Origin of the sequence: Desulfitobacterium sp., from assembly GCF_035539115.1 — a bacterium.
In the GTDB taxonomy this organism is placed as follows: domain Bacteria; phylum Bacillota; class Desulfitobacteriia; order Desulfitobacteriales; family Desulfitobacteriaceae; genus Desulfitobacterium_A.
Map to the genome: position 1 here is coordinate 1 of NZ_DATLJA010000084.1, position 21,672 is coordinate 21,672.

Genomic DNA, 21,672 nt, shown 5'->3' on the forward strand with positions numbered 1-21,672 from the left:
AGAGGATGTCCTGCATGAAGCGATAATGACCGCCATAAACAGCGTCGTAGAAAACCGCGGCGAGTTTGTCAGTGCTTTCCGCGAGAACGTCATACGGGTCATCGGCAACCACTCCACTAAAAACGTGACCAACGAATATGACGGGCAAATCGAAAAGCTTCAGGGTGAGATGCTGGCCTTGATTGAGGAAAACGCCAAGCAGGGCTCCATCAAGGATGATTTTGATGAGAGATACAAAAAAATTGCGGATCAGATCAACGACCTGAAACAGAAAAAGCTAGAGCTGGTGCGGGAACAGAAAATAGCGGAGAATTTTCAGCAGAGGCTTGACGATATGGATGCATGCCTGAAGAAAACCACCTGCGAGGTCAGGGAGTTTGACAACGACCTGGTCAGGAGGCTCCTGCAAAGCATCAAGGCCGTCAAGGACGACCTGATAGAGCTTCAATTCAAATCCGGAATCGTGATGAGCCAGCGGGTGTCATACTTTGATTAACAAATAGACAGGAATGGCTGAAGAAGCTGCTCTTGCACTTTTTATATTAAAGAACAGGAGGTATCGAGCATGATGTTTGATCACAAAAATATAGAGCGTATCAAGGAAATGTATCCCAAAGGAACCCGTATTCGATTAACAGCCATGGCTGGAGAATCGGACATGCCTTCGGGATTGATGGGGACGGTGGACTTTGTGGATGACGCCGGTCAGCTCCAAATGGTTTGGGACAACGGCAGAAGCCTTGCCCTCGTTCCTGGCGAGGATAGTTTTGCAACTATCTCACAACCGGAGCCAGTGCAAACTCAGAAGCCGGATGCACCGCTCATCGGAGCTGACGGTAACATCTTCAATATAATGGGGATAGCGTCCTGCACTCTTAAAGCAGCTGGCATGCGAGAACCTATTGTATTTCCAACCATAACTCAAGGTTGGTTGTAATAATGACGCTTTCCCAATTAATGCTCTCTTTAACGCTTTACACTCAGGATATGATAGCTGCTTTGTAACCAATTTCGGGATTTTGCTAGTAAGAGATTAGAGTATGAATGTTAGGGTTGCCGACAGTAACGCCTCGCCTCCACCAATCAAACCCTCGAAATAAGCGGAAATAAATGACGAAAGCCTTGAGGTACATAAAGTTGTACACCTCAAGGCTTTTTTGCATTTTAACTCATCCTTGACAGCAAAACGTCTTCAAGTTAAATATTTAGAGTCCTTAACCCGCATGAATAGCGGTCTTTTTCAACCCTAAGTTAATAATTTGCTTAAAAATGTAGGTCAAACTTTTCCGGAAATTAGGATATATGGGGATTTGCAAATCACCTTTGACGTAGTATAATAAGCATATAATAAGGATGTAATAATACTACAAAATGAGGCGATCAGTATGATGAATATTAAGCCGTCTGCGGCGATTCGTAAAAATTATAATGAGATTTCCCAGCTATGCAAGCGGTCGGGAGGACCAGTGTTCCTAACCAAAAATGGCGAGGGTGATCTGGTGGTGATGGACATTGAAGCCTTTGCAAGACGCGAAAGCATGTTACTCCTTCGGGAAAGTCTGGTTGTGGCAGAAGAAGGCCGGTTGAGCGGTAAGAGTGGCTATTCCATTGACGAGGTATCGAATATGATGAAGGCCGCCGTCAAGGAGGTACTGGATGGACAGCGAGGGTGAATTATACAAAGTGATTATCTCCGATGATGCGGCGCAGATGTTGGTATTCCATTCCCGCTTTCTGGCTCAGGTCAGTGAAACGGCGGCGGTCCAACTCATTGCTGAGTTTAACGAGAAAACGAAGTCTCTGGAGGAATTTCCAAAGCGTAACCCATGGCTTTCCGACCCACTGGTACCGGCGAGCAAATATCGCAAGCTCCTGATGGCGAAACGGTATTTGCTGATTTATCAGGTGAAGGGCCATACCGTATATGTAGATGCCGTGGTAGACTGTCGGCAGGACTACGACTGGCTGTTATAGGTGCATTCTGACCAAGCATACTTGTGTTTATAACCAAATACCCTGCATCTATTTTGTACACACATTACAAAAGCGTTGATTTCATCAATGCCATCGTGAAGTTCTATATTTAAAGGAACGCACTGAGTCGTTTGCCCTTCAGCCAAAATGCCACTCATGCAAATTGGTGACCAAAGATATATTCTGCTTTCCCAACATTTTCAGAGTCCTGATGCAGTTTTTTTACGCCTGGCATGTACCGAGCTTCCTTACCTACCTTGATGTGGTCCCCGATCACAATAGATCGTCCATCAATCTTCACAGGTTTTATGTGTTGTTGGATAACGCTCAACCATTGATGTTTGATATCACCTAACTTAAACGCTGACGAACGGAAAAAGTAGATCATGGATTCATAGTGACAAGAATCAAGATGCAGGCACCCCACAATAGAAGATACCCCTCTTAAATTCGTTCTCACAAGCATCCCCACAATAATGACGACAAACCAAGAAAATGTTTCTTTCCGCTTGAAGCAACATTGAAATCGATCAGTCCGTCACCGAAAATTGAAAGAAGTCTAAGCCAGTTGTTTTTAACGAACTGGCTCTCATTAATTCACTTTTTACCCCATCAAGATCTTGGTTTTGCTTTGTAGGCCAGAATATCTCCTCTGGCCTCTTTTAATTTCTCTTCAAAAACCATTCTGAACCAAGCCGTTCTGTTTTTAGTGGGTGGATACTGGTGGAATTTATCGTTTACTTTACAAACGGCTTCGATCATTTCATTATGGCCATAGCCAAGATTTTCTGCCATAAGTAAGGACATCGGGAGTAAAATGTCAGTAAGGTCATCCGTCAGTATCGGGCATATACGCAAAAAGCCCTAATACTGAAACTAAATCCTATGCTTTCAGGCTGGGCAAATTATCACCAAGCAGTTTGCTCATCACGTATTTTTAAAAAACTGGATCATATCTTATGGAATATGCTTTGGCACTGGGCGAAAAGACGACACCCAAAGAAAGGCCTCCATTGGATTCGGGAAAGGTATTGGTCTTCCATAGGTCTGCGGAACTGGTTTTTTGCTGATGAAGAGTGTGAACTGATATGTGTCAGTAGTACACCTATCGTGAGGCATCGCAAAATAAAACTAAGTATGAATCCCTACATCAGGCTTGAGGCAGTTTTTATGCCTACATACTGTCGAAGCCGAGATAAAGTTGGTGTCTTATAGAAGGAAAATGATGAAATTTAGAGAATTTCCTGGATATAAAACAATTGCTCTTTTGCCATAGTATTTTAATTATGGGAGGGATTAAGTAATGGAATCCATTTTTTTTGTTGCATTGACGCCCGGTATGGCTCAGGTCGCGGAGCAGGCGATGCGCGAGCTCAATTTATCTTTTCCCATTGAAGTCGTAAGTTTTGATAAAGGCCCAGAGGTGGTTAGAGCCAATCCCCAGGTGGATGTCATGATTAGCAGGGGTCTTATGGTTGATTTATTACGGGAACATACTGAAAAGCCAGTGGTGAGTCTTACCATGACCATCGAGGAAATACTGGAAGCGGTGCAGCGGCTGATAGCAGGTGGCGCATCTAAAGTGGGTGTGGTGGCTCATAGGGGCTTTTTGGAAATGGGGAGTTCGGACTTTAGTGTAGGCGAAATAACGATACATGTGAGACCATGGAACACGCCTGAAGACATACCCAAGATACTGGAGCAGTTAAGTCAGATCGGTGTTAACGCCATTACGGGAGACAAAGGGGGGTACACGGCGGCCAAGGAGCGGGGTTACACAGTGGACCTCCTAGAATCGGGAATGCTGGCAGTGAGGCGGGCTATCAACGAGGCGCTGAAAATAGCTCGGGCTCAGGAACGAGAGCGGGAAGGGGAACGGGAGAAAGCACGCCGTTTCGAGCTGGTGTTATCTGAACTCTATTCGGAGCTAGAACAGTCGGCTTCCTTCGTAGAGGAACTAGCGGCATCCTCAGAAGAACTTGCCGCTTCAAGCCAGGAATCGTCCAATATCGCCCAAACAGCTACCCAGGAGGTGAATGGTATCTCTGAGATACTGGATGTTATCCGGCGGGTGGCTAAGCAGACCAACTTGCTGGGACTTAACGCCGCCATTGAAGCTGCTCGTGCAGGCGAACAAGGGCGGGGATTCTCGGTGGTGGCCGAGGAAGTGCGCAAGCTGGCTGAGGAGAGCAACAACTCAGCCAGGAATATTGATGAGATGCTTAAAAGGTTCCGAGAGTCAGTGATCCTCGTGCAGAAAAATGTCGAGCAGAGTAATGTGATAACCCAGGAGCAGGCAAAGGCCACCCAAGTCTTGTCCCAGAAGTTGGATAGCCTTAGGATGGTAGGGGAAAAGCTAACAACGATGTCTTAGAAACCGACCAAAGACGAGGACACTGAGTGACCATGGAAATTAATAAGCTCTTGAAAATATGAAAAATCAGCCCTATAATTATGGACAAGTTAAAATAATAAATACGATGATTGAGAGGAGTAAATTCTGCAGCATTTTGAAGAGAACTTATCATTTGCTGGGAGATAAGATTTGCGAGAGAATTGAAAATCACTCATGAGTAGTCAGCTGAACAGATAGTCATTGGGTAAGCATCACCGGTTGCAACCGTTATATTGCCAAATATTGAATAGGGTTTCCTAGAGATATTTTGAGAGGTTACTTTTTAAGTAACAAATAGGGTGGTACCGCAGAGTTTTAGACTTTGTCTCGAATTAATTGAGACAAAGTCTTTTATTTTTTAAAAACACAAAAAAACGGGGGGCAAAATATGAGTAATTACAATGTATTTTTACCAAACTACAGCATTGGAGATGATGCTTATAAAGAAATTCCGAAGGTTTGTGAATCCTATGGACAGAAGGCCGTAGTCGTTGGCGGCAAAACAGCCATGGCCAAAGCTAAAGAAGCACTTTTAGAAGGGGTTAAAGGTTCAAATATTGAGATCTTAGATTTTATATGGTTTGTTGGAGACTCTTCCTATGAAAATGTCGAGATGCTTAAGAAAAATCCAATCGTTGCAAAGGCTGATATGATATTTGCAGTGGGTGGTGGAAGAAGTGTTGATACAAGTAAAACAATGTGCGATCAAACAGGCCAGCCCATATTTGTATTCCCAACAATCGCTTCAAATTGTGCGGCAATAACTGCAACAACAGTCATATATGACGCTAATCATATATTTAAAGAATTATATTTTCCTAAAAAGCCTGCAGCACATTGCTTCATCAATACGAAAATAATAGCAGAAGCACCTAGTAATTTTATCTGGGCAGGTATTGGAGACGCATTATCAAAAGAATATGAATGTACATTTTCTTCAAGAGGGGATCAACTTGACCATACCAATCTTTTAGGTGTTGATATCAGCCGCAATTGTGTAGAGCCACTTTTAAAGTATGGCAAAAAAGCATATGAAGATGCTCAAGCCCACAGAGTATCCTACATTTGTATCCTCCTCAAAATTCTTACACAAATTCTAAGTTAATCGGGCAACATACTTATTAAAGTATAACTTATAGACCATGTCATTCAGTGCAGCAAGAAGGGCATCATAGTTTTTCGCTTCGCGATCGGCTTTAATTTTATTATGGACAGATTGTCGTTGCGATTGAATTTGAGATCTTAATTCTTTTTCCTGATCCTGAAGCTGTTTAATTTGCTGCATGTAAGGCTGAACTTCCTTGACTTGTTGCAGATGGATAATTTCATTCTGAATCCGTTCTTTAGCTTGGGTGATTTTATTTTCAGTATTTACTGGTGCAGGGGTCGTTTGGGTTTGTCCGTTTGTTGGCACTGATGGAGGCGTGGTCTGATCGGCCAGAGCCGGTAAGGAATAACTGAAAAAGGAAGTAGCGACTAGGGCTGTAGCAAGAAGTTTAGATATTTTTTCCATAATTTAAAATTGCCCCTTTCATTATTGAATTTTTCCTATACTGTTATCCAACGCTTTTAGAGAGTCATCAAGAGATTTTAAACTTTTGTCGATATTTTGATTAACTTGAGTTTTACCTTGATTGGTTTTAATATCGATACTTTTTACCTCTTGGGCGGTGACGGGTGTATTGTCTTGTGAAGTCGCCTTGGCTGTTTGGGCTGTTGGCTGTGTCGGAACACTTGCGTTTTGAGTTCCACACCCGCTTAAAGGAATGATGAATAGAGCCGCTAGGATCATAGGAAGTAGAATTCGAGTCATTTGATGTTTCAGTATAATCCCTCCTCACGATTAATTCGTTATGTTCCTCCTGACAACTTAAAGTATAATAAGCGTTCCTGAGAAAAAGCTGAGAGAAATGACGAATGTCCCTCTTTACCAGGATGAATAAGGGTCAGCGAAATATATGGATAGGTTAAGTTATTCTCAGCCTTTTTTAAGCAAATTAAGTTATAATATGAACGTTAAAAGTTGTTCTTTTAAATCAATATTAGGAGTGCAAAACATGTTGATTAAACGACTTGCGCCGTTCGGGATTGCCCTATTTCTCTTTTCCGCTTCTATCTTAGCCACAGGTCCGGCAACAGAGTGGTATGTACATCAATGGCTCAAACCCGGAGTCATCGAAACTGCAAGTGAGAATGCTATTCCTTCTCTTTTTCAAGGAACCCTTCTCCAGGGTCTGGCCCTTCAAAATTCTAGCATATTACCGATGTACGGGTCTTCAGAGTTTGGTCACGGTGGACGTTATAACCCAACAAAGCTATTTACTGGGGAACCGACTGGTTGGATGCCTTATCTCGTAGGACATGCAGGATCTGAAGACATCATTCAAGCGCTCTACGCCTCAGCTCAGGATTTAAAAGGGAAAAAGATTGCGCTTTCTCTCTCTGCTCAGTGGTTCGGAGGCAGCGGAATTGCCCAGAATACGTTCGGAGCGAACTTTTCAGCCCTGCAGGCTTATAATATGTTGGCTAATCCGAGTCTAACCGATCAGACCAAAAAGGTGTTTGCCCAGAGACTCATCCAATTTAATGAAGTTAAGCAAGGTTATCCAATTCTTGCCGGAATGCTAAGATATTACGGACAAACCGATCTCAAGTCAAGACTATTAGAAGCTGTTTATTGGCCCATGGGAAAAATCGAATTGGCTGCTCTTGAAATTCAAGATGCGACTAAGACGGTTAACGTTCTTAACGCCCTACCACCTAAAGAAGTGGCCCAAAATGCAAATTCTATCGGGCCGAAGGCGCTGCCATCCTGGTCACTTCAAATCCAGAAGGCTAATGCAGACGTCAAAAAGAACGAAAACAACAATCCATATGGGGTATCAAACCAGTATTATAATCAAAACGAAAAGAAACTACCAACAATCAAGAATTCATCGGTTAAGAGTTACTTCTATCCCTCCCCAGAATATAAGGATCTTGATCTTCTGATGCAGGTTCTTAAGGATGAGGGAGCTGAGCCGATTTTCATGATCCAGCCGGTAAATGGTCGTTGGTATGATTTAATGGGTTTTCCGAAAGAACAACGTCAAAAATACTATGATGAAATACGCCAACGTTGTAATGAGAATGGCTTCGCTCTTGCAGATATGTCCAATCATGAGTATGATCTCTATTTTATGGACGACCCTTCACACCCCAGTGAGAAGGGATGGCTTTATTTTGATGAGGTACTCAATAATTTTAAAACGGGCCAACTTCATGGACCACAAAATGTTGAATTAACTCCATGAAGATAATGAATCCTATTTCAGCTGGATTCGCTGTTATAAGTGGGAGAAATAGACTCTCGCATTCGCCGAATCCGATGGTTAAAGGCAAGGATGAGATAAGCGGTCCAGGACATTTTATTATATTTTGAAGGATTTTGGCATTATGGATAGAATTTTAGTTAAGTTCAATGTAGTTAAACTTGAGACATTGTGTAAGGGCTATAGAAATTGCCGAAGTAGATCGAAAGAACGTGTTTGAACAGAGGTTCTGTTTTAACGATTAAAAATTTAGGAGAGATAGTAATGGGCTTCTTGGAAATCATCGGATTTTCTGTTTTTTCAGTAGCACTTATCCTTATTGTAGCGTCCCTAATACTACGAAAATTAGGTGTTATTTCAATTGTTAGCTTTAGAAAGTTAGCAATAATCTTTGCATCTCTTATGGTTTTATCCTTTATAGCAATTTTGTATCAACCGATCAGTGAACATTTTTTGGCCAGTCAAACTAAGGTAGTACAATCAGAAACGAATTTGTTTGGCCAAGAATTTGTTAAATCTCTCGTTGGTAATTCTTTGACACAACAGGAAATAATAGATCTAAATAAAAGAGTGTCGGATCCTTCTACACTAGATGATCCTGAATCAATGTATGAGTTTTTGAAAAGTAAAGGGATAACTAAATATCTTGGGAGCGACGTTACCCCTGGCATATCTCAAGATGGTACAAAATTTGTAGCATTAAGTCTTTGGCAGATCGGTCTTTTTATGGCTATGTATAATAAGCATGATGTTAACGATTTCCAGATTGACGAAGCTGATGAAAATGTTATCAGTATCACTTTTAAAAAGGATAGAGTTCAGTATGACCTCGATAAACTGCTAGGTAAAAGCACTTTTACTGTAGGTAAGGAAAATGGTGAAGATAAGGTTCAAAGCATAGCTCTATTCGATGATAAGTTTCTAAAAAATCTGAAGTTTGCTCAATAATACGGACAGTCCAGAGTTAGTTAAAAGGCGGTTTTGGACCAGCGCGTAACTGAGGGAGCTATGACTCAAGCTCAAGCAGATTCGCTTTACAGCGCTATCCAAGAGAATCAAACAACCTGTGATGGAACTGGAAGCGCTCAAATTGGCAATTAATACCGCCCGGCCCTGTACAACCTGGGAGTATGATTCAAAAGAATAATATGGAAGAAATTGATAGATTGGCTCAAAATATAAACCAATAAGGTCAATAAATTCCTCAATAGCCAATTTAGGGACCTTATTAGTTTAATTTCTCATCGCCAGTGTTAACTAAACAGTTAACACTGGCGTTAACTAGTGGAAAGTTAACATGAGAAAAGAGTGCTTTTCACTAGCTCCCATATTGGCATGATTTTTGCATTACTTTAAAGATGCTAATATCTGCAAGCTGTTATTTATCATGTAATTATTTTAATAACGTTAAACAGCAAATCAGATATTAAGGAAAGAATGAGGAGGTATAGTTAAGAATCTAGTTTAATCATTTCCCACAGGTCTTATTGTTTATCTTATTTTGGTTTTCCTAAAGTTAAAGGAGGAGTAATATCATGTCAGATTATATTAGTGAAGTAAAAGCACAATTAAAGAATTGGAAAGTAGCCCTTTTAGTGATTGTCTTTACAGTAGCAAGAATAATTTATGGGTATAACTGGATCAAAGCTGGAGTACACAAGTTAGCATGGCTTACTGATGGAAAACTCAATTCAAAAGGATTAATTTCAGGAATGGTTGGTAATCTAGCGGGTGCCGCCAATGATCCACTTGGTATTAACAATTTTTATGGTTGGGTTGCCAATAATCTCTTCGTAAATATGATGCCTGGACTCACCGATATCATGGTTGTTATTTTTGAAATCGGAATTGGCGTAGTTGCGATTCTAGGATTTAAAGTATTCTGGGGCGCTTTAGTTGCAATTTTCATGAATCTGCAATTCATGGCTGCTGGTTCCTTTAATAATTTCGGTTATATTTGGACAGACTTAGCACTATTGAAATTTGCAAAATATGCTGAACTTATTGGTTTAAGCGGATACCTTAATTTCAAAAAAAATAAGAAATTAGTATAAATACATTCGATTTTAAACAAAAGATAAGAGAGAGCAACGCGGGTACATCCCGTCCGTCGCTCTCTCTCTTTTTTTAGATTCTCAGGTACTCCCCTTAAACCTAAATATAATTACTAAGATTAAGATCTAGCTCTATTATATCACCTGGTTTCATGGCTTAATCATCTCATACAAAACATGTTGAGCTTTGAGCAAGGCCGAGGGATGATTAGTTTGCCTTGTGTTAAAAAATACATTACTATAATTAGGAGCTTTAATATCAATTCCTGGGAATAATACTGAAAGCATATAGAGGGGAAATAAAATGGTTTCCGATAAAAAACGCATTCTTATCATGACGGCTGTGTCAGCAGAAAAGGATGTTGTGCTGCGAGGACTGCAGCATAATCTAAATAGTGATGTCATGCTGTCGGGCGTGGGTCCCGTGGCCGCCGCAGTCAACACGGCGAAGATATTATCAACGAAGGACTATGGATTGGTAATCAGTACGGGTATCGGTGGGGGCTTTGCGGGTAGAGCTGAGATCGGTAGCCTCGTGGTAGCAGATGAAATTGTTGCTGCTGACCTGGGGGTGGAGACTCAAGAGGGGTTTAGTCCTTTGGAGGCGTTGGATTTTGGTTCCACTCGAGTTCAAGCTGATCCAAGCCTCGTAAATCGAGTGATTCAGGTCTTGCGCGCAGCGCGGCTACCAGTTAATACGGGGCCTATAATCACAGTATCTACAGCGACCGGTACGGCTGCTAGTACGGCAGAAATGTCGAGACGAGTGCCTGGGGTTGCTGCTGAGGGGATGGAGGGGTATGGTGTTGCTCTAGCAGCCTATAGTTTTGGAGTGCCTGTTTTGGAGATCCGTGCTATCTCGAATCAAGTCGGTCCACGTGACCGGAACGAGTGGCGTATGAAAGAAGCTTTTGACGTTTTGACGAAAGCTTACTCAATATTATTGGAGGGGTTACTATGAATATCGCTTTTTCTCCTTGTCCTAATGACACATTTATTTTCCACGCTTGGGTACACGGTCTCATATCTGGGGCGCCGAAACTTGACGTAACTTACGCGGATATCGATATCACGAATAGCTTAGCAGCCAGCTCCAATGGGCCGGATGTGGTAAAAATTTCGTACGCGGCACTACCCTGGGTGTTATCCGAGTATGCATTGCTCCCTTGCGGAGGCGCGTTGGGTAGAGGCTGTGGGCCATTGGTATTGACATCAAATAAAACAGATGTTGATAAGGGACCAGCAGTATTGGCTGGCCGACGAGTGGCTGTACCGAGTGAACGATCTACCGCCTACTTATTGTTTAGGCTGTGGGCAGCCCAACAGGTGCCAGGCGGCGTAGGTGAGATTGTGGTGATGCCCTTTCAAGAGATTATGCCAGCGGTCCGCGATGGGAAAATCAATGCGGGGCTTGTCATCCACGAAGCACGCTTTACTTACCCTGCGTATGGTCTAAAGCTCTTAGCCGATATGGGAAGCTGGTGGGAGTCTGATACCGGTCTACCCATTCCACTAGGGGCAATTATTGCTCGCCGATCCATGGATTTAGAGGCTATTTCTGGTTGGATCCGAGCGTCAGTCCGATATGCCTGGGCACATCCAGAGGCATCCCAGGAATATGTACTCCAACACGCCCAAGAGTTGTCCACAAAGGTAGCAAATGCTCATATCAATCTTTATGTCAATGAATTCTCAGAGGATTTAGGTGCAAAGGGGTATAAGGCAATTGCTGCCCTCCTGAGCCGCGCGGTACAAGAAGGGTTAGTACCCAAGTTTGATTTAGCAGCCCTGCGTGCATAAATCATCAAAGAAGGAGTCCGTTAAATTAAATACGGGCCCTTTTTTTATTTACATAAAGACCTCCTATGATAGTTTTTACATTCTATCATAGGAGGTCTTTTGCTTGTTCGTTTGTCAAGCGCCAGTTCATTCAGAAGGATTATACCGGCAATTATCCGTTTTGATTTTGTTGACTTCCAGATTGCAGGTCACGCTGAATGTCTTGTTTAATTTTTTGAGTGTCTGAGGCTGTTCCACTAGTCATTGATGTTCCTAATGTACCTGCTTGTTGGCCTTGTTGACCTTGTTGGTTAGCAGATTGTAAGTCACGCTGAATGTCTTGTTTTATTTTTTGTGCATCCGTACCCATTTGCTTTTGATTTGGCATATTTAACACCTCCCTACATTACTATCTCCATTGGTGTTCTTTTTATTTATAGAAATAATTAGTAATGATTTTTGCGTAATTAGCTTTTATTATAAATTAGCTTAATTTTTTTCGGCTTTACAGAATTACTAATCTCTTATTAGACATAATAAAGGGTGGGACAAGGAGGATGATTGTATGACCGTTGCTTCTCAAGTTAAACAAACTCTGACAAGTTTGAAAGGGGCCCGTGGCACCTTGAGAGTATATAGTACTCAAACAAGAGATGAGGAAACAAGGGCGATGTTTACAGACGCACTGGAAGTAACTCACTCAATTATCGACGATCTGGAAAGCAGATTGAAGACGCTTGAATTTGAAGAACCCCAATACAAAGGGAACTAAAAAGGCAGGTATGCTTATGCAAGAATGGGCACAAATATTTTTAAAATCAATCAGTCTATTTATAGTAGTCTGGGCAGCGACAAGGTTAATCGGCAAAAGAAATTTGAGCCAAATCAATCCTTTTAATTTTATAAGTCTGATCATAATAGCAGTTGCCGCATCATTAATGTCTTTAAATCTTATCCCCTTTCTGTATGGTTTTATCGTCTTAGTGATCTGGGTAGCCTTCCCGATAGCTCTGGATTATCTGTCAATTAAGAGTAAAACAATGCATCAGTTAATCAATGGCAAAGAAGCCGTGTTAATAAAGCATGGCAAGGTTATGGAAGAAAATCTTCTGAGCGTACGCATGACCGGAGAAGACCTCTTAGCTCAACTTCGTTCTAAAAACGCGTTCAATATGGCTGATGTAGAATTTGCCGTGATGGAGACAAACGGGAGTATAAGTTCTTACTTAAAATCAGACAAAAAACCAGTGACCTCACACGATCTCGGGAGAAAGGTCGCCCCCCAGGCTGAGCCGCAAACGATCGTTCTGGATGGCAACCTGTTAGAAGAACCATTGGCTTCCTTAGGACTTAATCCGCAGTGGTTAAATATTGAACTCGATAAAATAGGAGTTGCCCTTGAGAACGTATTCCTCGCTCAAGTTGACTCATCGGGAGATTTATACCTCGACCTTTTTGACGATGCTGTACAACTCCCTCAATCAAAAGTCAAAGAGCTGCTCTATGCCACCCTGGAAAAAAGCCAGGCTGATTTTTCAACGTTTGCTCTGCAAACAGTGGATGAGGAAGCAAAGGCTATGTATTCGAAGAATTCACAGAAACTCCAAGATCTTCTCAATAAATTACAACCTTACTTATTGCATTAAGGGGTGCTATTATGTCCAGCAAAAAGAAAAAGAAGCTTTCGCCTACCCAGCAGGAATACCAGAAATTCGCTCAGGAAAGAGAGCCGAAAAGACCGATTCTATTGAACTGTGTTAAAGCTTTTTTCGTGGGAGGGTTGATTTGCACTTTCGGTCAAGCGCTCCAAATGTTCTTTGTTCAGTATTTTCATTTCTCTCAAGAAGGGGCTGCGAATCCTGCAGTGGCAATTCTCATCATGATTACTGTTTTGCTTACAGGCTTCGGTGTTTTTGACCATATTGCCCAGTTTGCCGGTGCGGGTACCGTTATTCCTATTACGGGCTTTGCCAATACTATCGCTTCAGCAGCTATTGAACATCAAACGGAAGGCTATGTTCTGGGGGTTGGAGGCAATATGTTCAAACTTGCAGGACCGGTCATTGTTTATGGCATTTTCTCGGCTTTTGTTGTTTCTATCGTCGTTGTAACTCTAAGAGCATTGGGTGTGATGTAAATGTTAAAAGGTCACCAAACTTGGGTCTTTGAGTCAAAACCAACCATTATAGCTTCAGCTGCAGTGGGGGGGCCCTATGAAGCCAAAGGCAATTTAGCAGCGGATTTTGATCTTCTCCATGGAGATATCCGACTGGGTCAAGATAGCTATGAAAAAGCGGAACAGAAACTACAGGAGCAAGCGTGTGAGACAGCCATTAAAAAAGCCAAGATGAAGAAGGAAGATGTTCAGTTTCTATTCAGCGGGGATTTAATCAACCAGATTGTTCCCAGCAGTTTTTCGGCTCGGACTCTCTCTGTTCCTTATCTGGGGCTTTATGGGGCATGTTCTACTTCAATGGAAGGTTTGTCTCTGGCCTCCCTTTTAATCGATAGCAAATTTGCCCAGAATGCCCTAGTCTGCGCATCCAGTCATAATGCGGCTTCAGAAAAACAGTATCGATATCCAACGGAGTATGGCTCCCAAAAGCCGCCTACAGCCCAGTGGACGGTAACGGGCGCGGGTGCCGCTTTAGTTGCAGCTCAAGGTGAGGGTCCACGAGTAACCGCATCAACGATAGGGCGTGTGATTGATATGGGCCTTACGGATCCCTTTAACATGGGTGCAGCCATGGCACCCGCAGCAGTCGATACGATTGAAGCCCATTTTAGAGATTTAGAGCGAGACCCGAGTTACTATGACCTTATTGCCACGGGTGACCTTGGAAGAGTGGGACACCGAATTGCGGGCGACTTGTTGAAAAAGCATGGACTTAACCTCCCGGAAGAGATATTTACCGATTGCGGAGTATTGATCTACAAGGAAGATCAATCGGTTGTCTTGGCAGGAGGAAGTGGCTGTGGTTGTTGTGCAGTAACAACCTTTGGGCACTTTCTGAATCGGATGCGCAAGGGAGAGCTAAGAAAGATTTTAGTCATTGCCACAGGCGCTTTACTCTCTCCGATGTCTTACCAACAGAAAGAAAGTATCCCTTGTATTGCTCATGCCGTAAGCATTGAGATCTAGAGGAGATGGTTTTCAAATGGAAAAGTTTATCTGGGCTTTTATCATAGGCGGTTTGATTTGTGTCATTGGACAGTTACTACTCGATGGGCTAAAACTAACTCCAGCCCATACGACCTGTACCTTAGTCGTTGTAGGAGCGATTCTTGGCGGTTTAGGCCTTTATGACCCCCTTGTTAAGTTTGCCGGGGCTGGAGCCTCGGTACCTATCAGTAGCTTTGGCAATTCCTTAGTCAAGGGTGCTTTGAAGGAATTTGAAGCTTCAGGTCCGATCGGGGTTTTTACCGGTATCTTTCAGATTACAAGTGCCGGTATTTCTTCGGCAATCATTTTTGGTTTCCTGGGGGCGCTTATATTCAAGCCTAAAGGTTAAACTCTGAATGACTCTACGAGGGGAGGTGAAAAAATGACCGTTGGAACACAAATGGAACAGGCTATCGCCACTGTCCAAAGCGCAGCTGCATCGATGAAGACTTTTTCTTTAGAAACTCAGGATCAGCAGGCTAAACAAACCTTTGAGCAACTCGCCCAAACTTTTGATTCTGCACTTAATCAGTTACAAGGAAGAGAGCAGTATGTTCAAGCTCAGGAACCCCAGTACAAACAACAATAATTTTTGTCCTTTGTCTAAATAAGTAGACAACAAAAGGAGGAAAAGAGGGAATCTCATAAGTCTGAGATTCTTCTTTTCCTTTTAGTCTTTTATATATTTGATTTCAAAATTTTTTGTCTAATGAGTATAAACGGTTGTGTTTTGACACATAGCAATATATTACTCTTACTCGTCTTGTTTTATTCAGTTCAGTTGATGTAATAAATGAGGTCTATTAGAGCCAACTTGTTCTTTACATAAAACATCTCAAGGCATATACTGTTTCTATAAATTAAATAATTGCGTGCTAGGGGTGCCCTTCTGGGGCTGAGAAAGAGACAACTCTTATCCCTTTGAACCTGATCTGGTTAGAACCAGCGTAGGGAAGCCAAAGTTTCTGATGTTCTATGAAGAACTTCAGCGCTATTAACAGCTTACCTGCGGTAAGCTGTTTTTTGACGTAAGGATGCCTAGCAAGCGTTAAAGAAATTTAAAGTATTAATGAGGAGATGGAAACATCATGGCAACACAAATGGAGGCTGCGAAACGCGGAGAGATCACGGAAGCGATGCAAGTGGTAGCTCGTAAGGAAAATTTATCGGCAGAGGAGATCAGGGCAAGAGTAGCCGCTGGAACAGTCGTGATTCCTAAAAATCAGCATCACCACAGTATCGATCCAGAGGGAGTAGGCCAAGGACTAAAAACAAAGATCAATGTAAATTTGGGAATTTCCAAGGACTGTGCCAATATGGATAACGAGTTGGATAAAGTTCGTAAAGCCTTGGAAATGAAAGCCGAAGCCATTATGGACCTGAGTAACTATGGTAAAACGGCTTTGTTTCGGGAGAAGCTGATTGAAATGTCCCCAGCCATGATTGGAACCGTACCGATGTATGATGCAATTGGCTATTTAGGTAAGAAACTTGAGGATATTACGCCTCAAGAATTTTTAGCAGTAGTTGAAAAACATGCTCAGGATGGCGTCGATTTTATGACGATTCATGCGGGCCTTAATCGCCAAACGGTGGAGCACTTTAAACGGACTTCCCGGGTAACCAATATCGTGTCACGAGGCGGCTCCTTACTCTATGCCTGGATGGAACTGAACCAGGCCGAAAACCCTTTTTATGAGTATTTTGACGAGGTACTGAATATTTGTGCGGAACACGATGTAACTCTAAGTTTAGGAGATGCCTGTCGGCCGGGCAGCATTACAGACGCGACGGATGCTTCCCAAGTTGAAGAGTTGATCGTCCTCGGAGAGTTAACCCAAAGAGCTTGGGACCGGAATGTGCAAGTTATGATTGAAGGGGCAGGACATATGGCTTTAAACGAAATCCAAGCTAATGTATTATTAGAGAAAAAACTTTGTCATGGAGCTCCATTCTATGTCTTAGGCCCCTTAGTAACGGACGTAGCCCCAGGCTATGATCATATTACGAGTGCTATTGGAGGGGCAATTGCTGGGGCAGCAGGGGCCGACTTCCTCTGTTATGTAACTCCAGCCGAGCATCTGCGTCTGCCAACGCAAGAAGATATGAGAGAAGGGATCATTGCTGCCAAGATTGCGGCTCATGCTGCCGATCTCGCCAAAGGCGTTCCTGGAGCCGCCGAATGGGATAGGGCGATGAGTACAGCCAGGCAAGCCTTAGATTGGCCTAAAATGTTCGATCTAGCAATCGATAGTGAGAAGGCTGAACGTTATCGGCGAGAATCTTCTCCGACACTTGATGACAGTTGCACAATGTGTGGGGAAATGTGTTCAATGCGTCTTATGAATAAATTTGTAACCAAAAAGAAGTAAGACTAGTCCCCATTCGGAGTATAGGCGAAAACGAGGTAACCCATAGGTATAGGTTACCTCGTTTTCGCGTATCGGCATGGGTAACTTGTGTTGTCGTGCAGGTTGAAGTACACTAATTTCATGACGAGAGCAGTCCGCTCCTATTATAAAAGAAAGAGGCTTCGAAAATGACAGGCACAGTAATAAAAGTAACAAAGAGTTTCACCTTTGATGCGGCACACTTTTTACCCAACCACAAGGGAAAGTGTGCCAAAATGCATGGGCATACGTATAAATTGGAGGTTACCGTTGTTCGTGAAGATGGGAAATTGATGGATAGCGGCTCAGATGAGGGTATGGTTATTGACTTTTCTGACCTCAAGGCGATTGTGAAGGCAGAAGTTATTGATAAAGTGGACCATAACGTTTTAAATGAAGTATTTTCCTTTAGAACAACAGCGGAGAATATGGCTGCTCATATTTTTGACGTTTTGACTGATAAATTGCGGCCCCTTGGTGTTAAAGTGGCGAAAATTAAATTATGGGAGACTCCAGACTCCTGTGCGGAAGTAGATTATGAATAAAATGAATATCCAGTATCCGATCATTGAGGTATTTACGAGTATTCAAGGTGAAGGATTTCATATGGGAAAGGGAGCTACCTTCCTTCGGGTTGCGGGATGCAATCTAAGGTGTAGTTGGTGCGATACTTCATATTCCTTTGATTTATCCAAAGCCCGATGGATGAGTGCCCAAGAAATTGTGGACGAAATTCAAATGCCCCATCAGCGTATCGTTATTACCGGTGGTGAACCCACCCTATACGATCTAGGCCCCTTAGTACAAGAATTGCATAAGAGGGGTAAATATGTGGCGATCGAAACGAATGGTACGAACCCAATACCCGTTGAGTGGGAGATTGATTGGATTACTGTATCCCCGAAACCAGGGAGTGAATTTGCCTTAGCTTGTCATGCAGACGAATTGAAGTATGTAGTGGATGATGAATTCAGCATTGACTCGATAACCGACCGCGATATGCCTGAGGGAAGGATATTTCTTCAGGTAGAAAGTGGACGACCTGAGTCAGCTCAAAAAGGATATGATTTAATCAATCGTTATCCCGAACGTCGATTACGAATGGGAATCCAATTGCATAAAGTTCTTAATGTAAGGTAATGACGAAACGGGGAGGGAAAGTATGAAATTTGGTTGGCGAATTGTAAAAACAGGAATTGCGGTTTGCTTATGTGTCTTTATTGCGCATCTGCTACGTTTGGAATATCCCTTCTACTCAGCAATTGCAACAGTGATTGCTTTACAAGCTACGATGGCGGATTCGTTTAAGCAGGGTGTGAACCGATTAAAAGGGACTTTCGTGGGAGCAGTGTTTGGATATCTTTTTGCTTTAGTGGCTATAAATAATCCGTTATGGATTGGACTTGGAATTATTGTCGTTTTTGTGGTACTAAACTATATGCGCTGGAATGAAGCCATGAATATCGCGAGTGTTGTTTTTATCGCAATCACCCTTAACGTCATGGGAGAACCTTTGAATTATGCAGTCAATCGGTTCATCGATACCGCTTTGGGTATTTTTATTGCCTTTATGGTGAATTGGCTCATTTTTCCTCCGAAGTACAAAGAGAAGGTCGAAAATGCTTTTGATGAGGCACGGGATCAGGTCATTAAAATATATAGGCTAGCATTCCGAGCACTGCTCGATTCTGAAAAAACGGTGGATAAAGAGGCTATCCAAAATCTAAAGGAAACGATAAAAGACGCTAAAAAGTTAGTAACTTTATCACGAAAAGAGAATTTATGGGGAAAAGCCGACGAAACGTTTAGATTATCTTATGTCGAGCCGATGAATCGCTTAGAACGGATGAGCTTCGCAGTCGAGCAGATCCTAGCGCTCAGCAAAGGATGGAAAAGCCCCTTTTCAGCTGAACTCGAACGTGATTTGACAAAGCTTTTGTCGCAAAGCTTTTATTTACTCTCGTTAATTATGGATCCAAAAGCTTTAGTTGCTCCATCAATTTATCTCGAGACGAATGAACGTGTAACGTTAATTCATGACCGGATCGAAACTGACCCCAATTATGCCGGCTCTAATAAGGGAGATTTGTTAGAATTACTTCATTGGGTTGAAGAAATTACGAAAGCTGCAAACGGATGTTTGCGCCTAGATTAGGCAATACATAGTAAAAAACCTCCGCAATTTGAGTTCATTGCGGAGGTTTTTTACTATGTTCTTTTGAAAAACCCTGTTTTGCATTGGGGACAGGTGATGCGGATTTTACCTTTGCCTTTGGGTACGCGTACTGCTTGTTTACAGTTCGGGCATTTGTAATAGCGGTGGTTTTTGCTGTCCTTTATCCGGTAAATTTTGCGGCTAAACCAGTTCTTAATTGGATACCACCATACCAAAAACTTGCGGTTCTCTTCGCGGCGTTTCGCGGTATTGCGTGAAAAAATCCTGAAATAGCACACAACAAGCAGGGCGAGTGCTATAAAATCAAGCAGCTTTATGCTTGCGAGCTGTGCTCCCAAAGACAGAGGCAGATAGGCAATGAGTAAGGTAATGGATAATTGATCAACCCCATATCTGCCGGCCATGAGTTTTCTAAGCCAATTCATTTGTAAGCCCCTTCTTTTTACGATGCTGATCTCGGACCAACTGTTCGAAATTCTGATAGAAGACGTCAAGTTCACCCTTGTAGTCCTCTTTCCACGGTTTGTTCTTTCCACAATAGTGAATGATCGCTGTGTTTTCACGAATCCAATTTAAATCAATTTTGCAATCCTTGTTTTTGGGGTGGAGGTTGTGGAAAATATAGAAGCGTTCATTGAGATTATAGATTTTGGGATCAACGGACAGGATACGGTTACAGTACACGCCATTGAGAACATCCTGGTCTGGCAAAAATAGACGATTTTTATAGTCCTCAATATAGTTAAAAACCTCGTGGATATTCTGCTGCTCCCGGAGCAAGGTCAGGTTCAGCATCATTACACCGGAGTTAACGTAGGTGCTGTCCTCGGACATCTTTAGACGAACCCGATTGAGCTTTTCCAGCGGTTCATTAACATGGGACGCGGCGGCAAACAAATTTCCTTGAAAATCGAGGTTATAGAGTGCATCAAGTGAATTGATAACCACTAAATCGGGATCAAGATATAAAATCCGATCGAGGTTTTGGGGTAGAAACTGGGCAGCAAAGATACGGTAATACATTTCTTTGGGATAACGGTTGGTAATAGGGGCTTCGCTTAGCCAACCATCTGAAACTTTAATTCCTATAACCGTGCATTCTGCGGTATCTAGGTGCTGGTCAATCAAGGAAAAGTCCTGTTCAGTCATGGAGGTATGCGCAATATAAACGCTGAAATGTACCCCTGGATTTGAGTGAATTAAGGATGTGAGCATAATAACCAGTTGTTTTACATAGTTCGAATTTAGGGTTACGAGAACATTCATCGAAGGTCTCCTTTTGCTTTTTGCTGACGGGATATTTCACTAATTAAGAAATCACACAAATTTTTTGTGGCATGGGGTTTGGCTAAACTCTTGATTGCGGTCTGAATATTTCGTTGCCGCTGGGATGAATCCAGCAGAACATGAAGGGTCTCATCAATTGAAAATGTCTTTGTGGCGAAAAGGGCAGCCCCATTATTCAGTAAGAATTCGACGTTGCGATCTTCGACGCCGGGCAATTGGTCAATCATAATCATCGGTAGCCCTTTGGCTAGGGTTTCAGAGGTTGTAATTCCCCCCGGCTTTGAGAGAATACAGTCGCAAGCATCCATTAAGACATCTACATTATTAACGAATCCATACACAATCATTTTCTTATGGGTAGATTTTCCTTGCAGTTTTTTATATAAACTTTTATTATTTCCGCAGACGACGATCATCTGCAAATCTAAATCGCTTCGATCAATTTCCTCAATGTATTTATCGATGCTGCCAAAGCCCATGCCGCCTCCCATAATGAGGACATTCTTTTTATGGGTATTGATTCCGAGCAGGGAGCAAGCTTCCTGCTTACTCTTTTTAACCGAGAATTTCTCGGCGATAGGGATACCGAAGGGCAAAACTCGCTTCGGCTGAATGTTACGCTTTTTCAACTGGTAGCTTAACAATTCACTCCCTACGACGACATATTCGAAATGCTCGACATCCTCCCAATAGGTTTGAACTGTAAAGTCGGTGATGATTCCGATCGCTGTAGCGGTAACTCTCCCTTTTTCCTTCAAAACGTCAACAACCTGTGCCGCATACACCTGGGTGCAGATAATTAAATCGGGACTATACTCCGCAATGACTTTATTGAGTTTTGAAGCGAGCATTTGATTTTGCACATGGCTAATCGAGTATTCTGAGGTCGCATCACGCTTTTGATTAAAATCATAAAGATCTGAGGCAAAATCTTTCATCAGGGTTAGCGATTTCATGGAAAGGTAGAAGCCCTTGGAGATAATATCCTTGAGCATGGGTTGAATATTTTCGTATAAATCTAGGACGACATTTTCAACGTGTTGCTCGGTCAGATAGGTTGAAATTGCTTGGGCCACAGCATTATGGCCATTTCCTAGCGGAGTTGTAATAATAATCGCTTTCATGATTCACCTACTTCCTAGT

28 protein-coding genes, 3 pseudogenes, 1 riboswitch and 1 other annotated feature are annotated in these 21,672 nt (G+C 42.4%); of the genes and pseudogenes, 23 read left to right on the forward strand and 8 right to left on the reverse strand.

Annotation, left to right across the window (positions count from 1 at the left end; all coding sequences use genetic code 11):
* The 4 genes and pseudogenes from VM640_RS13210 to VM640_RS13225 form a co-directional block, all read left to right on the forward strand.
* Window positions 1-496 (forward strand): annotated as a pseudogene (locus VM640_RS13210) (recombinase family protein); the annotation flags it as partial.
* Between the two features lie 69 nt (window positions 497-565).
* Entirely contained in the window at window positions 566-937 is a 372-nt protein-coding gene (locus tag VM640_RS13215) for a DUF4314 domain-containing protein (protein ID WP_325392971.1), read from the forward strand.
* A 451-nt stretch (window positions 938-1,388) separates the two neighbouring features.
* Entirely contained in the window at window positions 1,389-1,673 is a 285-nt protein-coding gene (locus tag VM640_RS13220; protein WP_349255226.1) for a prevent-host-death protein, read from the forward strand.
* The gene (locus tag VM640_RS13225; RefSeq protein ID WP_325392975.1) at window positions 1,657-1,974 is read left to right on the forward strand and encodes a type II toxin-antitoxin system RelE/ParE family toxin; all 318 of its coding nucleotides are present in this window, start codon (window positions 1,657-1,659) and stop codon (window positions 1,972-1,974) included. Before VM640_RS13220 ends, VM640_RS13225 begins: the two co-directional genes overlap by 17 nt.
* Window positions 1,975-2,128: 154 nt before the next feature.
* Here the strand turns inward: VM640_RS13225 and VM640_RS13230 are convergent, their stop codons facing one another.
* Both VM640_RS13230 and VM640_RS13235 read right to left on the reverse strand, forming a co-directional pair.
* Window positions 2,129-2,434: a hypothetical protein gene (locus tag VM640_RS13230; protein WP_325392977.1), complete on the reverse strand. Its 306-nt coding sequence runs from the start codon at window positions 2,432-2,434 to the stop codon at window positions 2,129-2,131.
* A gap of 152 nt (window positions 2,435-2,586) precedes the next feature.
* Window positions 2,587-2,769, reverse strand: a complete 183-nt coding sequence (locus tag VM640_RS13235; protein WP_325392979.1) for a hypothetical protein — start codon at window positions 2,767-2,769, stop codon at window positions 2,587-2,589.
* 36 nt (window positions 2,770-2,805) lie between these two features.
* Between VM640_RS13235 and VM640_RS17200 the strand changes: the two genes are divergently transcribed.
* The 4 genes and pseudogenes from VM640_RS17200 to VM640_RS13245 all read left to right on the forward strand — a co-directional run bounded on the left by VM640_RS17200 (window position 2,806) and on the right by VM640_RS13245 (window position 5,474).
* The gene (locus tag VM640_RS17200) at window positions 2,806-3,189 is read left to right on the forward strand and encodes a group II intron maturase-specific domain-containing protein (protein WP_414647996.1); all 384 of its coding nucleotides are present in this window, start codon (window positions 2,806-2,808) and stop codon (window positions 3,187-3,189) included.
* 148 nt (window positions 3,190-3,337) lie between these two features.
* A pseudogene (locus VM640_RS17275) lies at window positions 3,338-3,778 on the forward strand (PrpR N-terminal domain-containing protein); the annotation flags it as partial.
* A 237-nt stretch (window positions 3,779-4,015) separates the two neighbouring features.
* A pseudogene (locus tag VM640_RS17280) lies at window positions 4,016-4,348 on the forward strand (methyl-accepting chemotaxis protein); the annotation flags it as partial.
* A gap of 97 nt (window positions 4,349-4,445) precedes the next feature.
* Window positions 4,446-4,702, forward strand: a binding site (T-box leader).
* A 55-nt stretch (window positions 4,703-4,757) separates the two neighbouring features.
* Window positions 4,758-5,474, forward strand: coding sequence for an iron-containing alcohol dehydrogenase (locus VM640_RS13245; RefSeq protein ID WP_325392983.1), 717 nt, complete (start codon window positions 4,758-4,760; stop codon window positions 5,472-5,474).
* Here the strand turns inward: VM640_RS13245 and VM640_RS13250 are convergent.
* Window positions 5,466-5,882, reverse strand: a complete 417-nt coding sequence (locus tag VM640_RS13250) for a hypothetical protein (RefSeq protein ID WP_325392985.1) — start codon at window positions 5,880-5,882, stop codon at window positions 5,466-5,468. The genes VM640_RS13245 and VM640_RS13250 overlap by 9 nt on opposite strands.
* Before the next feature lie 21 nt (window positions 5,883-5,903).
* Entirely contained in the window at window positions 5,904-6,182 is a 279-nt protein-coding gene (locus VM640_RS13255; protein WP_325392986.1) for a hypothetical protein, read from the reverse strand.
* A gap of 244 nt (window positions 6,183-6,426) precedes the next feature.
* On the opposite strand from VM640_RS13255, the gene dltD reads away from it, so the two are divergent.
* The 5 genes from dltD (at window position 6,427) to VM640_RS13280 (ending at window position 11,534) form a co-directional block, all read left to right on the forward strand.
* Window positions 6,427-7,662 carry a D-alanyl-lipoteichoic acid biosynthesis protein DltD gene (gene dltD / locus VM640_RS13260; protein WP_325392988.1) on the forward strand — a complete coding sequence of 412 codons (1,236 nt, stop codon included), beginning with the start codon at window positions 6,427-6,429 and terminating at the stop codon, window positions 7,660-7,662.
* Between the two features lie 282 nt (window positions 7,663-7,944).
* A complete protein-coding gene (locus VM640_RS13265) occupies window positions 7,945-8,628 on the forward strand; it encodes a hypothetical protein (RefSeq protein WP_325392990.1) in 684 nt (227 codons plus the stop codon).
* Between the two features lie 587 nt (window positions 8,629-9,215).
* A complete protein-coding gene (locus tag VM640_RS13270; protein WP_325392992.1) occupies window positions 9,216-9,734 on the forward strand; it encodes a DoxX family protein in 519 nt (172 codons plus the stop codon).
* A 304-nt stretch (window positions 9,735-10,038) separates the two neighbouring features.
* Window positions 10,039-10,695 carry a futalosine hydrolase gene (locus tag VM640_RS13275; protein ID WP_325392993.1) on the forward strand — a complete coding sequence of 219 codons (657 nt, stop codon included), beginning with the start codon at window positions 10,039-10,041 and terminating at the stop codon, window positions 10,693-10,695.
* Window positions 10,692-11,534, forward strand: a complete 843-nt coding sequence (locus tag VM640_RS13280) for a 1,4-dihydroxy-6-naphtoate synthase (protein WP_325392994.1) — start codon at window positions 10,692-10,694, stop codon at window positions 11,532-11,534. Before VM640_RS13275 ends, VM640_RS13280 begins: the two co-directional genes overlap by 4 nt.
* Before the next feature lie 151 nt (window positions 11,535-11,685).
* Here the strand turns inward: VM640_RS13280 and VM640_RS13285 are convergent, their stop codons facing one another.
* Complete coding sequence (locus VM640_RS13285) at window positions 11,686-11,901, reverse strand: hypothetical protein (RefSeq protein WP_325392996.1); 216 nt, start codon at window positions 11,899-11,901, stop codon at window positions 11,686-11,688.
* A gap of 177 nt (window positions 11,902-12,078) precedes the next feature.
* On the opposite strand from VM640_RS13285, the gene VM640_RS13290 reads away from it, so the two are divergent.
* The 10 genes from VM640_RS13290 to VM640_RS13335 all read left to right on the forward strand — a co-directional run bounded on the left by VM640_RS13290 (window position 12,079) and on the right by VM640_RS13335 (window position 19,221).
* A complete protein-coding gene (locus tag VM640_RS13290) occupies window positions 12,079-12,285 on the forward strand; it encodes a DUF1657 domain-containing protein (RefSeq protein ID WP_325392998.1) in 207 nt (68 codons plus the stop codon).
* Window positions 12,286-12,301: 16 nt separating this feature from the next.
* Window positions 12,302-13,159: a DUF421 domain-containing protein gene (locus tag VM640_RS13295; protein WP_325393000.1), complete on the forward strand. Its 858-nt coding sequence runs from the start codon at window positions 12,302-12,304 to the stop codon at window positions 13,157-13,159.
* Between the two features lie 11 nt (window positions 13,160-13,170).
* Window positions 13,171-13,650, forward strand: coding sequence for a stage V sporulation protein AC (spoVAC, locus tag VM640_RS13300; RefSeq protein ID WP_325393002.1), 480 nt, complete (start codon window positions 13,171-13,173; stop codon window positions 13,648-13,650).
* A complete protein-coding gene (gene spoVAD, locus VM640_RS13305) occupies window positions 13,651-14,655 on the forward strand; it encodes a stage V sporulation protein AD (protein WP_325393004.1) in 1,005 nt (334 codons plus the stop codon).
* Window positions 14,656-14,671: 16 nt separating this feature from the next.
* Window positions 14,672-15,025 carry a stage V sporulation protein AE gene (spoVAE, locus tag VM640_RS13310; RefSeq protein ID WP_325393006.1) on the forward strand — a complete coding sequence of 118 codons (354 nt, stop codon included), beginning with the start codon at window positions 14,672-14,674 and terminating at the stop codon, window positions 15,023-15,025.
* A gap of 33 nt (window positions 15,026-15,058) precedes the next feature.
* Window positions 15,059-15,265, forward strand: a complete 207-nt coding sequence (locus VM640_RS13315; protein WP_325393008.1) for a DUF1657 domain-containing protein — start codon at window positions 15,059-15,061, stop codon at window positions 15,263-15,265.
* Window positions 15,266-15,543: 278 nt separating this feature from the next.
* A riboswitch (TPP riboswitch) is annotated at window positions 15,544-15,647 on the forward strand.
* A 117-nt stretch (window positions 15,648-15,764) separates the two neighbouring features.
* Window positions 15,765-17,048, forward strand: a complete 1,284-nt coding sequence (gene thiC / locus VM640_RS13320) for a phosphomethylpyrimidine synthase ThiC (RefSeq protein ID WP_325393010.1) — start codon at window positions 15,765-15,767, stop codon at window positions 17,046-17,048.
* A 167-nt stretch (window positions 17,049-17,215) separates the two neighbouring features.
* Window positions 17,216-17,611 carry a 6-carboxytetrahydropterin synthase QueD gene (gene queD, locus VM640_RS13325; RefSeq protein WP_325393012.1) on the forward strand — a complete coding sequence of 132 codons (396 nt, stop codon included), beginning with the start codon at window positions 17,216-17,218 and terminating at the stop codon, window positions 17,609-17,611.
* Window positions 17,604-18,206 (forward strand): 7-carboxy-7-deazaguanine synthase QueE, encoded by a 603-nt coding sequence (locus tag VM640_RS13330; protein WP_325393013.1) that lies wholly within the window; start codon window positions 17,604-17,606, stop codon window positions 18,204-18,206. Before queD ends, VM640_RS13330 begins: the two co-directional genes overlap by 8 nt.
* Window positions 18,207-18,228: 22 nt before the next feature.
* The gene (locus VM640_RS13335) at window positions 18,229-19,221 is read left to right on the forward strand and encodes an FUSC family protein (RefSeq protein WP_325393015.1); all 993 of its coding nucleotides are present in this window, start codon (window positions 18,229-18,231) and stop codon (window positions 19,219-19,221) included.
* Window positions 19,222-19,274: 53 nt separating this feature from the next.
* On the opposite strand, the gene VM640_RS13340 is transcribed toward VM640_RS13335, so the two are convergent.
* Genes VM640_RS13340 through VM640_RS13350 form a run of 3 tightly spaced genes read right to left on the reverse strand, consistent with a single transcriptional unit; the run spans window position 19,275 to window position 21,653 of the window.
* Window positions 19,275-19,667: a hypothetical protein gene (locus VM640_RS13340; RefSeq protein ID WP_325393017.1), complete on the reverse strand. Its 393-nt coding sequence runs from the start codon at window positions 19,665-19,667 to the stop codon at window positions 19,275-19,277.
* Window positions 19,654-20,508 carry a glycosyltransferase family 8 protein gene (locus VM640_RS13345; protein ID WP_325393019.1) on the reverse strand — a complete coding sequence of 285 codons (855 nt, stop codon included), beginning with the start codon at window positions 20,506-20,508 and terminating at the stop codon, window positions 19,654-19,656. The genes VM640_RS13340 and VM640_RS13345 overlap by 14 nt, the downstream gene beginning before the upstream one ends.
* The gene (locus VM640_RS13350) at window positions 20,505-21,653 is read right to left on the reverse strand and encodes an MGDG synthase family glycosyltransferase (protein WP_325393021.1); all 1,149 of its coding nucleotides are present in this window, start codon (window positions 21,651-21,653) and stop codon (window positions 20,505-20,507) included. The genes VM640_RS13345 and VM640_RS13350 overlap by 4 nt, the downstream gene beginning before the upstream one ends.
* Window positions 21,654-21,672: the final 19 nt, after the last annotated feature.